Genomic DNA, 12,093 nt, shown 5'->3' on the forward strand with positions numbered 1-12,093 from the left:
GCGCCGTCCCGAGGGCGCCCGTCAGTCGCGCTCCCGGCGGAGTCGTGCCTTCTCGCGGTCGTGTTCGAGTTCCCGGGCGATCCAGCGTGCCGCCACCTCGATCCCGGTGCGCTCCCAGCCCGCGAACCCCCGCCTGCGCGACCGGTCGACGACACACAGCGTACCGAACAGGTCGCCGTCGACGGACACCGGGGTGCCGAGGTAACACTGGAGCCCGAGCCGCCGGCCGATGGCGGGCCGGCCGCGGTCGGCGATGCCCCCGTCGGCGTTCGAGGCGACGGTGCGCCCCTCGGCGACGGTGGTCTCACAGTACGTGTTCTCGAGCGGCACCGTCTCGGCCAGCGACTCGCACAGGGTCGCCGTACCGCGGCCGGCCACGAACCGGAACTCGTCGTCGCGGATCCGCGCCAAGCCGGCGTAGTCCACCTCGTAGGTGTCGCGAACCGCCTCCAGCACCCCGTCGATCGCCGCGTCCACGTCGGTCGGCGCGCCGGCGATCGCGTCGCCGAGCCGTCGGAGGGTCGCGGCCCCGCGGTCCTTCCGCTGGCGCTCGTGGTACGCCTCGACCGCCGTCTCCAGCCGGGCGGCGAGCGCCGCGTGGTCGTCCGCCCCCGCGACGGGGAGGTGGTCGGTGGCGCCGGCGCGAAACAGCGCGCGCACCGTCCGGGCGTCGAACGCGTCGGCGTCGCCGTACGTGACGACGGGCAGGTCGGGGTACCCCCCGCGGACGACGCCGAGGAACGACGCCGTCCCGTCGGGCAGCGGGTGGCCGACGACGAGCCCGTCGTACGACTCGTGGCCGAGCGTGTCGACCGCCGCCTCCCCGCACGGCTCCGGGTCCGTCACGAACGGCCCGTCGTCCGCCAGCCGGGCCGCGACCCGATCGCGGCGGTCGGCGTCGGCGTCCACGTGGAGGAGTCGGTGGTCGGTCATCCGTCTCACCGGGGGCCAGCGGGACGTAAGAGGTTGTTGGCCGGATCGCCGGACGACCGCCGCCGGACCCGCCCGTGGCGACGGAGGGAGCGGGCGACCGGAACCGTGTGCCGCGACGGCCGCGGCTCGGCGGTCGGTCGCAACAGAAAGCGCCCGGAGCGGGATTTGAACCCGCGTCACGACCGTGACAGGGTCGTATGATGGGCCACTACACCATCCGGGCGTGCATCGCGTCGGCGGGTTTCCACCTCGCCTCTGCGCATCTCATCGTATCCCGGGTAGATAATTAAGGCTTCTCATCCGGGGCCGCCGTGTCCCGCGATACCGTGCGCCGTAACGTTCATACGTGTCCGCCGTAACGGTGGAACCGTTGCAGGCGGTGGGGCGGCCAGCAACCGGTACCCACGGCGTTTGACAAGCGTTATGTGGACGGGTCGAATAGACCGCCGTAGTATCTCGTGAAGACTTCTCCCCAAACACGGCCGCGCGCGACTACGAACCTCATCCAGCCATGGTAAACGTAAGCGAACACGAACTCGTGCCCGAGCACACGCTCCTCGACGACGACGACGCGGTCGAGGAGGTGCTCGCGGACTTCGACGTCAAACGCACCGATCTCCCCAAGATCAAACACGCCGACCCGGCGCTCCCCAGCGACGCCGAACCCGGCGACGTGATCCGGATCGAACGGGACTCCCGAACGACAGACACGGCGATCGTCTACCGACTGGTGGTAGAATGAACCGAGAGAAGCGACGCGCCGTCTCGCGACAGTACTTCTCCCAGGAGCGACTGGCGGAGCACCACTTCCGCTCGTTCAACAACTTCCTCGACCGCGGCATGCAGCGCGTGGTCGACGAGAAGGAGACCATCGAGACGGACATCGGCGACAAGGAGGGCCAAGAGCCCGTCTACGTCGAGCTCGGCGACGTGCGGATGACGACCCCCCGCGTCCGCGAGGCCGACGGCTCCGAGGAACTGCTCTACCCGCAGGAGGCGCGCCTCCGCAACATCACCTACGCCGCCCCGGTCTTCATGGAGATGAAGATCATCCGCGGCGGCGAGGAGGAGCCCGAGACCGTCGTCGACCAGACGGAGACGAAGGTCGGCCGCATGCCGATCATGGTCGGCTCCAACAAGTGCAACATCTCCGGCTTCTCGGACGACGAACTCGTCGAGATCGGCGAGGACCCCGTCGACCCCGGCGGCTACTTCATCGTCAACGGCTCCGAGCGCGTGCTCATGACCAGCGAGGACCTCGCGCCCAACAAGATCCTCGCCGAGTACGACTCGAAGTACGGCGACGAGATCCAGGTCGCCAAGACGTTCTCCCAGCGCCGCGGCTACCGCGCGCTCGTCCTCTGTGAGCGCAACCGCGAGGGGCTGCTCGAGGTCTCGTTCCCCTCGGTGTCCGGCTCCGTCGACTTCGTCACGCTCGTGCGCGCGCTCGGGCTGGAGTCCGACGAGGAGATCGTCCACCGCGTCTCCGACGACCCGGAGATCGTGAAGTTCATGCTGGAGAACCTGGAGGAGGCGTCGGTCCAGACCGAGGAGGAGGCCATCGAGACCCTCGGCGAGCGCGTCGCCTCCGGGCAGGGGAAGAACTACCAACTGAAGCGGGCCAACTACGTCATCGACCGCTACCTCCTGCCGCACCTCCACGAGGAGGGCGTCGACGAGGAGGACGTCCGCATCAACAAGGCGTACTACCTCTGCCGGATGGCGGAGGCGTGCTTCGAACTCGCGCTCCAGCGCCGCGAGTCCGACGACAAGGACCACTACGCCAACAAGCGCCTCAAGGTCTCCGGCGACCTGATGACGGACCTGTTCCGGACGGCGCTCAACAAGCTGGCGCGCGACGTGAAGTACCAGCTCGAGCGCGCCAACATGCGCAACCGGCAGCTCACCGTCAACACGGTGGTCCGCTCCGACGTGCTGACCGAGCGCCTCGAACACCCGATCGCGACGGGGAACTGGGTGGGCGGCCGCTCGGGCGTCTCCCAGCTCGTCGACCGGACGGACTACATGGGCGTCCTGTCGCACCTGCGTCGCCTCCGCTCGCCGCTGTCGCGGTCGCAGCCGCACTTCGAGGCGCGCGACCTGCACGCGACCCAGTGGGGTCGCATCTGTCCCTCGGAGACCCCCGAGGGCCCGAACTGTGGGCTGGTGAAGAACTTCGCGCAGGCGATGGAGCTCTCCCAGAACATCGAGGACGAACAGGGACTGAAGCGAGAACTCGCGTCCATGGGTGTCGAGGGGATCCCCGGCATCGAGGGCGTTGACCGCGCATCCGCGGACGACTAACACATGGCAAGCACACGAGAAGCGAAAGTCTACGTCAACGGCAGCCTGGTCGGGACCCACCCGGACCCGAACCAGCTCGCCGCACAGATCCGCGAGGCGCGCCGCCGCGGCGACGTCTCGGACATGGTGAACGTCTCGGTCAAGGACCGCACGAACGAGGTCATCGTCAACGCCGACGCCGGCCGCGCGCGGCGGCCGCTCATCGTCGTGGAGAACGGGGAGCCGCTCCTCGACGACGAGACGATCGACGCGCTCGAGGACGGCGAGATCGAGTTCGACGACCTCGTCGAACACGGCATCGTCGAGTTCATCGACGCCGAGGAGGAGGAGGACATCTACGTCGCGACCGACGAGGAGGACGTCAACGCCCGCACCACCCACCTGGAGATCGACCCCCAGCTCATCTTCGGGATCGGCGCGGGGATGATCCCGTACCCCGAGCACAACGCCTCGCCGCGCATCACGATGGGCGCGGGGATGATGAAGCAGTCGCTCGGGCTGCCGTCGGCCAACTACCGCATCCGGCCGGACACGCGCCAGCACCTCCTGCACTACCCGCAGCTGTCGATGGTCAAGACCCAGACCACCGAGCAGATCGGGTTCGACGAGCGCCCCGCGGCGCAGAACTTCGTCGTCGCGGTCATGTCCTACGAGGGGTTCAACATCGAGGACGCGCTCGTCATGAACAAGGGGAGCGTCGACCGCGCGATGTCGCGCTCGCACTTCTTCCGCACGTACGAGGGCGAGGAGCGCCGCTACCCCGGCGGCCAGGAGGACCGCTTCGAGATCCCGTCGCAGGACGTGCGCGGCGCCCGCGGGGAGGACGCGTACACGCACCTCGACGAGGACGGCCTCGTCAACCCCGAGACGAAGGTGGACGAGAACTCCGTCCTGCTCGGGAAGACGAGCCCGCCCCGGTTCCTCGAGGAGCCGGACGACATGGGCGGCCTCTCCCCCCAGAAGCGGCGCGAGACCAGTGTGACGATGCGCTCCGGGGAGTCCGGCGTCGTCGACACGGTCACGCTGATGGAGGGCGAGGACGGCTCCAAGCTGTCGAAGGTGTCCGTGCGCGACCAGCGGATCCCCGAACTCGGGGACAAGTTCGCGTCGCGCCACGGCCAGAAGGGCGTCGTGGGCCACCTGGCCCCGCAGGAGGACATGCCGTTCACCGAGGACGGCCTCGTGCCCGACCTGGTGCTCAACCCGCACGCGCTCCCGTCGCGCATGACGGTGGGCCACGTCCTGGAGATGCTCGGCGGCAAGGTCGGCTCGCTGGAGGGCCGCCGCGTCGACGGGACGGCGTTCCAGGGCGAGAACGAGGACGAACTCCGCTCGTCGCTGGAGGAGCACGGGTACCGGTCCTCCGGGAAGGAGGTCATGTACTCGGGCGTCACCGGCGAGAAGATCGAGGCGGAGATCTTCGTCGGGACCATCTTCTACCACAAGCTGTACCACATGGTGAGCAACAAACTGCACGCCCGCTCGCGCGGGCCGGTGCAGGTGCTCACCCGCCAGCCGACCGAGGGGCGCGCCCGCGAGGGTGGCCTCCGCGTCGGGGAGATGGAGCGCGAGGTGCTCATCGGACACGGCGCCGCGATGGCGCTGAAGGAGCGCCTCCTCGACTCCTCGGACAAGGAGAAGGTGTACATCTCCGAGGAGACGGGGATGGTCGCGGTTGAGGACGTGGAGCAGCGTCGGATCTACGACCCCATCACGGGCGACGAGGACGACATCCACGAGATCGAGATCAGCTACGCGTTCAAGCTGCTGCTCGACGAGATGAAGGCGCTCGGCATTCGACCGACCCTGGAACTGGAGGACGCAGTCTAACAATGGCAGGTCAGACACCCAAAGAGATCGGCGGCATCAACTTCGGGCTGATGGACCCGGAGACGTATCGGGACATGTCCGCGACGAAGGTCATCACCGCGGACACGTACGACGACGACGGCTACCCCATCGACATGGGGCTGATGGACCCGCGGCTGGGCGTCATCGACCCCGGACTGGAGTGCCGCACCTGCGGCAAGCACTCGGGGTCGTGTAACGGCCACTTCGGCCACATCGAGCTGGCCGCGCCCGTCATCCACGTCGGCTTCACGAAGCTCATCCGCCGCCTGCTGCGCGCGACGTGCCGCAACTGCGGCCGCCTCGCGCTCAGCGACGAGGAGAAGGCGGAGTTCGAGGAGAAGCTCCAGCGCACGAAGGACCTCGGCGGCGACCCGACGGACGTGCTGAAGGCGGCCGTCCGGCAGGCCCGCAAGAGCTCCGAGTGTAGCTACTGTACCAGCACCGACCCGTACCTGGGCGAGGTGCCGACGACGCAGTACGACATCAAACACGAGAAGCCGACCACCTACTACGAGGAACTGGAGGTGCCGCAGTCGGACCTCCACCGTCGCCTGTCGTCGGCGATGGAGGGCGAGGAGGAGGTCGTCAAGCCCGAGGAGCTGGCCGAGCAGGTGAACGAGCGGCTCCGCAAGGAGCGCGACCGGCTCGACGACACGATGGGGAGCCGCGCGGACAACCCCGAGGTCGAGACCGTCGAGGCGGCCGACATCCAGTCGCTGATGTCCGGCGAGGGCATCCGCGGCCGCACGCGCCCCGACCGCCGGGACGCGACGCTGCTCAAGCACATCGAGCGCGTCCTCAACGTCGGTAACGACGAGCGCCTCATCGACACCAGCCTGGACAAGCTCATGCCGAGCGACATCCGCGACTGGTTCGAGGACATCCCGGACGAGGACCTCGAGGCGCTCGGCATCCACCCGCAGAAGTCCCGCCCCGAGTGGATGATCCTGACCGTGCTGCCGGTGCCGCCGGTCACGACCCGGCCCTCGATCACGCTGGACAACGGCCAGCGCTCCGAGGACGACCTGACCCACAAGCTGGTCGACATCATCCGCATCAACCAGCGGTTCATGGAAAATCGTGAGGCGGGTGCCCCGCAGCTCATCATCGAGGACCTGTGGGAGCTGCTCCAGTACCACGTCACCACGTTCATCGACAACGAGATCTCGGGCACGCCGCCGGCGCGCCACCGTTCCGGCCGCCCCCTCAAGACGCTGTCCCAGCGCCTCAAGGGCAAGGAGGGTCGCTTCCGCGGCTCGCTGTCCGGGAAGCGCGTGAACTTCTCCGCGCGGACCGTCATCTCGCCGGACCCGACGCTCTCGCTGAACGAGGTCGGCGTGCCCGAACGGGTCGCCGAGGAGATGACCCAGACGATGAACGTCTCCGAGCGCAACATCGACCGCGCCCGCCAGTACGTCCGCAACGGGCCCGAGGCCCACCCCGGCGCCAACTACGTGAAGCGGCCCGACGGCCGCCGGCTGAAGGTGACCGAGAAGAACTGCGAGGAGCTCGCCGAGAAGGTCGAGCCCGGCTGGGAGGTGAACCGCCACCTCGTCGACGGCGACATCGTGATCTTCAACCGGCAGCCCTCGCTGCACCGGATGTCGATCATGGCCCACGAGGTCGTGGTCATGCCGTACAAGACGTTCCGGCTCAACACCGTCGTCTGCCCGCCGTACAACGCGGACTTCGACGGCGACGAGATGAACATGCACGCGCTCCAGAACGAGGAGGCCCGCGCGGAGGCGCGCGTCCTCATGCGGGTGCAAGAGCAGATCCTCTCGCCGCGCTTCGGCGAGAACATCATCGGCGCCATCCAGGACCACATCTCGGGGACGTACCTGCTCACCCACGAGAACCCCGAGTTCACCGAGACGCAGGCGCTGGACCTGCTGCGTGCGACCTCGGTCGACGAGCTGCCCGAGCCGGACGGCACCAACGAGGCCGGCCGCGAGATCTGGACCGGCCGCACCGTCTTCTCGGAGCTGCTGCCCGACGACCTGAGCCTCGAGTTCACGTCCTCCACGGGCGACACGGTGATCATCGAGAACGGCCAGCTGATCGAGGGCACCATCGACGAGGACGCCGTCGGCGCGTTCGGCGGCGAGGTCGTCGACACGCTCACGAAGGTGTACTCCGAGACGCGCGCCCGCGTGTTCATCAACGAGGTGGCGTCGCTGGCGATGCGCGCCATCATGCACTTCGGGTTCTCGCTGGGGATCGACGACGAGTCCATCCCGCCGGAGGCGACCGAGCAGGTCGACGAGGCGATCGACTCGGCGTACGAGCGCGTCCAGGAACTCATCTCGACGTACGAGGCGGGCGACCTCGAGAGCCTGCCCGGCCGCACCATCGACGAGACGCTTGAGATGAAGATCATGCAGACGCTCGGCAAGGCCCGCGACTCCGCGGGCGAGATCGCCGAGGACCACTTCGAAGACGACAACCCCGCGGTCATCATGGCGCGCTCCGGCGCGCGTGGGTCGATGCTGAACCTGACCCAGATGACCGGCTGCGTCGGTCAGCAGGCGGTTCGCGGCGAGCGCATCAACCGCGGCTACGAGGACCGTACGCTCGCCCACTACGAGGCCGACGACCTCTCGGCGGAGGCCCACGGGTTCGTGGAGAACTCCTACCGCTCCGGCCTGACGCCGGAGGAGTTCTTCTTCCACGCGATGGGCGGCCGCGAGGGGCTGGTCGACACGGCGGTCCGGACCTCGAAGTCCGGCTACCTGCAGCGCCGGCTCATCAACGCCCTGTCCGAACTGGAGGCGCAGTACGACGGCACGGTGCGGGACACCTCCGGCACCATCGTCCAGTTCGAGTTCGGCGAGGACGGCACCTCGCCGGTGAAGGTGTCCTCCAACGAGGAGTCCGCCATCGACATCGGCTCCATCACCGACCGCATCGTCGACGCCGAGTTCGGCTCCGAGGAGGAGAAGGAACGGTTCCTCGGCCGCCGCGAGGCGCCCACGAACCTCTCGGAGTACGCCGGCCCCGGCCTTGACAAGGCGGGCGGCGTGGGGGTGAGCGATGACTGACGGCGGCTCAGTCGACCGCTTCGTCGACCGCCACGAGCAGGTGACCGAGGACATCGCCCTCGTCGTCGAGGACACCGAGCTGCCGCGGCGGCTGCGGGACGAGATCTACGAGAACGTCGACGCCCGCGGCGGCGTGACGACCGAGCAGGCCAACGAGATCGCACAGGCCGCCGAGTCGCGCTACCTCGACACCCGCGTCGACCCGCTCGACCCCGTCGGGACGGTGTCGGCGCAGTCGATCGGGGAGCCGGGGACGCAGATGACGATGAACACGTTCCACTACGCGGGCGTCGCGGAGATGGACGTGACCCAGGGGCTCCCCCGGCTCATCGAGCTGGTGGACGCCCGCAAGACCCCGGACACGCCGATCATGATCGTCCACCTCGACGAGGAGCACGCCACCGACCGCGAGAAGGCCCACGAGGTCGTCTGGCAGTTGGAGGCGACGAAGGTGCTCGCGCTGGGCGACGTGTCCACGAACGTCGCTGACATGCGCGTGACCGTCGACCTCAACGAGGAGACGCTGCTGGAGCGGTGGCCGACGTACGACGACGCGACGGAGGTCGCGGGCGTCGTCTCGGACATCGTGCAGGACTCGCTGGGCGTCGAGACGGTCCTGACGGGGACGACCATCGAGTTCGGCCCCGAGGAGCCCAGCTACCGCCAGCTGCTCCAGTTGGTCGAACAGCTCCGCGAGATCGTGTTCAAGGGGATCGAGGAGGTCAGCCGCGTCGTCATCCGGAAGGAGGAGGTCGACTCCGGCGACGAGGAGTACGTCCTCTACACCGAGGGGTCGGCGTTCGCCGACGCCCTCGAGATCGAGGGCGTCGACGCCTCGCGCACGACGTGTAACAACATCCACGAGATCCACCGCACCCTCGGCATCGAGGCGGCCCGCGAGACCATCATCAACGAGACGATGGAGACGCTGGAGGAGCAGGGGCTCGACGACGTGAACATCCGCCACCTGATGCTCGTGGCGGACATCATGACGAACCGCGGCACCGTCGAGTCCATCGGCCGCCACGGCATCTCCGGGTCGAAGGAGTCCGTGCTCGCGCGGGCGGCGTTCGAGGTGACCGTGAACCACCTGCTGGACGCGGCGATCCACGGCGAGAAGGACGACCTCAACGGCGTCATCGAGAACGTCATCGTCGGCAAGCCGGTCGCCATCGGCACCGGCGACGTGGACCTGCGGATGGGGTCGGCGCCCGACACCACCTCCGCGGACGACTGACGGTGCGCGTCGAGATCACCGACGAGGCGCGCCGCTACATCGGCGCGTTCGACGACCTCGTCGGCGTCGCGCCGGTCGACTGCCTCGTGTTCGAGGGGGGCGACCGACTCGTCTTCCTCGTGCCCGCGGGGGAGATGGCCGACGCGATCGGTCCGGGCGGCCGGACCGTCGACCGCGTCGAGGACCGCCTCGGCGCGGACGTCGAACTGGTCGAGGACGCCGACACGCCCGAGGCGTTCGTCGCCAACGCGCTCGCGCCGGCGGCGGTGCGCGGCGTGACGGTGAGCCGGCAGGGCGACACGGTCGCGTACGTCGAGGTGGTCGAGGCCGACCGCGGCGTCGCCATCGGCGCCGGCGGGCGCAACATCGAGACCGCCCGGACGCTCGCCAAGCGGCACTTCGACGTCGACGACGTCCAACTGGCGTAGGCCGCCGTCGACGGTCGACGGACGGGAGCCGGTCGCGGCCGACCGCCCCGCCGTCACGCTCTTCCACCGCGCCCGAGTCGACGCGAGCGTGCTCCTGTTCCTCGCACAGTCGGGGCTCCCGCCCGTTCCGATCCCGGCGGCGCTGCGCGACTCCAGCGGCGAACTGCTCGACGTGGTCGTGTTCCTCGGGGTCACGCTCGCGGTGTACCTCCTCGCCCGTGCCACCGTGTTCCCGCTGGCGGTCCGCGCGGTCCGCGCCCGCAACCGCAACAACCCGACCGTCCAGTCGGCGACGGAGACGTACCTCGCGGTGGCGTTGGCCGGGGTCGCGCTCGTCGCGGGGGTGATCGCCGCCGGCTACGGCGCGGTGTTCGCCGACTCCGCGCTGCTGATCGCGGCGCTGACGTTCGCCGTGGGCACCGCCGGGCGCGACGTGCTCGGGTCGCTCGTGAGCGGGCTGTTCCTCGTCGCGGACCCGGACTTCAACGTCGGCGACTGGATCCGCTGGCCCGGCGGCGAGGGCACCGTCGAGGCCGTCGACTTCCGCGTCACCCGGATCCGGACGGTCGACTACGAGACGGTGACGGTGCCGAACACCGAGTTGACGAGCAACGCCATCACCCGGCCGTTCGGCCGCGACCGCTTCCGCGTGACCGAGACGGTCCGCCTCGCGTACGACGACGACGTCGACCGGGCGCGGGAGCTGCTCGTCGAGGCCGCCGAGGCGGAGCCGCGGACGCTCGCCGACCCGGCGCCGGTGGCCCGCGTGGCCGACCTCGCCGAGGGGACGGTGGCGCTGCGCGCGGAGTTCCTCGTGAACGACCCCGCCGGGGGCGACCTCGTCGGGGTGCGCTCGCGGTTTCGCGACCGGGTGATGGACGCGTTCGCCGACGCCGGGATCACGCTCGGGCCGCCCTCCGGGCGGGAACTCACTGGGGACGTCGGCGTCACCGTCGAGGGCTCCCCGCGTGAGGCGGCCGAGCGGCCGGAGTGAGGCCGCCCCGAACGACGGGCGCAGCGGGCCGAATCGGCGCCCTCCCGTTCGCTCCGGGCGTCGCTCGATCCGCGAGACCGCCTCAGATCCCGCGAGAGGTACCGCTACTCCGTTCTCACGCCGTCTCGCCGTTCGCGAAAGGGAACCCTTACGTAGCTCCACAGAAAACGCAGGAGTACGATGGCCAACGGCAAATACGCCGCGCGGAAGCTCAAGAAGGACCGCCAGAAGCGGCGGTGGTCCGACTCGGAGTACGCGCGACGCGAACGCGGTCTGTCCGAGAAGTCCGACCCCCTCGAGGGCGCCCCCCAGGCGCGCGGGATCGTGCTGGAGAAGGTCGGTATCGAGGCGAAGCAGCCGAACTCGGCGATCCGGAAGTGCGTCCGGGTCCAGCTGATCAAGAACGGCAAGCAGGTCACCGCCTTCTGTCCCGGCGACGGCGCGATCTCGTTCATCGACGAGCACGACGAGGTCACCATCGCGGGGATCGGCGGCGCGAAGGGTCGCGCGATGGGCGACCTCTCGGCTGTCAACTTCAAGGTGGAGAAGGTGAACGGCGTCTCGATGATCGAACTCGTCCGCGGCAACGCGGAGAAGCCCGTCCGATAATGAGCGACGCAGACCAAGACGCCGACGCCGAGGCCGAGGCACCGGACCCCGACGCCCCCGCCGACTCCGAGGAGGCCGTCGAGAACGCCCTCCTGTTCGGCGTGTGGGACGTGTCGGAGATCGAGTACTCCGACCCGTCCACCCGGAAGTACATGAACGTGACCCCCATCGCCCACACGATGGGCCGGCACGCCTCCAAGCAGTTCCAGAAGTCCGAGGTCTCGCTCGTCGAGCGGCTCATCAACCGCCTGATGCAGACCGAGGAGAACACGGGCAAGAAGCAGCAGGCCCAGCGCATCGTGCGCGACGCCTTCGACATCGTCCACTCGCGCACCGATGAGAACCCGGTGCAGACGCTCGTCGAGGCCGTCGAGAACGCCGCGCCGCGCGAGGAGACCGTCCGCCTGAAGTACGGCGGGATCTCCGTGCCGAAGGCCGTCGACGTCGCGCCCCAGCGCCGCGTCGACCAGTCCCTGAAGTTCATCGCGCAGGGCGTGCAGGGCTCCAGCTACAAGTCGACGACCAGCGCCGCCGACGCGCTCGCGGACCAGCTCATCGGCGCCGCCCGCTACGACGTCCAGACGTACTCGATCTCCCAGAAGGAGGAGACCGAGCGCGTCGCCGCCGCCGCCCGCTGAGGGCGCCGGCACGCCCCTCGTGGGCGCTCCCCGTTCTCACCCGCACAGCCGCGGCCGC

The 12,093-nt window shown here is 69.2% G+C and carries 10 protein-coding genes and 1 tRNA gene; 9 read left to right on the forward strand and 2 right to left on the reverse strand.

The window, feature by feature from the left end; translation table 11 throughout:
* Positions 1–21: 21 nt before the first annotated feature.
* A complete protein-coding gene (locus P0R35_RS09150) occupies positions 22–933 on the reverse strand; it encodes a GAF domain-containing protein (protein WP_284012193.1) in 912 nt (303 codons plus the stop codon).
* Between the two features lie 150 nt (positions 934–1,083).
* Positions 1,084–1,156 (reverse strand) — tRNA-Asp (locus P0R35_RS09155).
* A gap of 288 nt (positions 1,157–1,444) precedes the next feature.
* On the opposite strand from P0R35_RS09155, the gene P0R35_RS09160 reads away from it, so the two are divergent.
* The 9 genes from P0R35_RS09160 (at position 1,445) to P0R35_RS09200 (ending at position 12,035) form a co-directional block, all read left to right on the forward strand.
* On the forward strand, positions 1,445–1,675 hold the full coding sequence (locus P0R35_RS09160) for a DNA-directed RNA polymerase subunit H (protein WP_284012194.1): 231 nt from the start codon (positions 1,445–1,447) through the stop codon (positions 1,673–1,675).
* Positions 1,672–3,237: a DNA-directed RNA polymerase subunit B'' gene (locus P0R35_RS09165; RefSeq protein ID WP_284012195.1), complete on the forward strand. Its 1,566-nt coding sequence runs from the start codon at positions 1,672–1,674 to the stop codon at positions 3,235–3,237. The genes P0R35_RS09160 and P0R35_RS09165 overlap by 4 nt, the downstream gene beginning before the upstream one ends.
* A gap of 3 nt (positions 3,238–3,240) precedes the next feature.
* Positions 3,241–5,067 (forward strand): DNA-directed RNA polymerase subunit B, encoded by a 1,827-nt coding sequence (rpoB, locus tag P0R35_RS09170; RefSeq protein ID WP_284012196.1) that lies wholly within the window; start codon positions 3,241–3,243, stop codon positions 5,065–5,067.
* A 2-nt stretch (positions 5,068–5,069) separates the two neighbouring features.
* Complete coding sequence (locus tag P0R35_RS09175) at positions 5,070–8,129, forward strand: DNA-directed RNA polymerase subunit A' (protein ID WP_284012197.1); 3,060 nt, start codon at positions 5,070–5,072, stop codon at positions 8,127–8,129.
* Positions 8,122–9,366, forward strand: a complete 1,245-nt coding sequence (gene rpoA2 / locus P0R35_RS09180) for a DNA-directed RNA polymerase subunit A'' (RefSeq protein ID WP_284012198.1) — start codon at positions 8,122–8,124, stop codon at positions 9,364–9,366. Before P0R35_RS09175 ends, rpoA2 begins: the two co-directional genes overlap by 8 nt.
* Before the next feature lie 2 nt (positions 9,367–9,368).
* Entirely contained in the window at positions 9,369–9,794 is a 426-nt protein-coding gene (locus tag P0R35_RS09185; RefSeq protein ID WP_284012199.1) for a NusA-like transcription termination signal-binding factor, read from the forward strand.
* A gap of 88 nt (positions 9,795–9,882) precedes the next feature.
* Positions 9,883–10,788: a mechanosensitive ion channel family protein gene (locus P0R35_RS09190; protein ID WP_284012200.1), complete on the forward strand. Its 906-nt coding sequence runs from the start codon at positions 9,883–9,885 to the stop codon at positions 10,786–10,788.
* A 180-nt stretch (positions 10,789–10,968) separates the two neighbouring features.
* The gene (locus P0R35_RS09195) at positions 10,969–11,397 is read left to right on the forward strand and encodes a 30S ribosomal protein S12 (RefSeq protein WP_284012201.1); all 429 of its coding nucleotides are present in this window, start codon (positions 10,969–10,971) and stop codon (positions 11,395–11,397) included.
* Entirely contained in the window at positions 11,397–12,035 is a 639-nt protein-coding gene (locus P0R35_RS09200; RefSeq protein ID WP_284012202.1) for a 30S ribosomal protein S7, read from the forward strand. The genes P0R35_RS09195 and P0R35_RS09200 overlap by 1 nt, the downstream gene beginning before the upstream one ends.
* Positions 12,036–12,093: the final 58 nt, after the last annotated feature.

The organism is Halobaculum litoreum (assembly GCF_030127125.1).
Taxonomy (GTDB): Archaea; Halobacteriota; Halobacteria; order Halobacteriales; family Haloferacaceae; genus Halobaculum; species Halobaculum litoreum.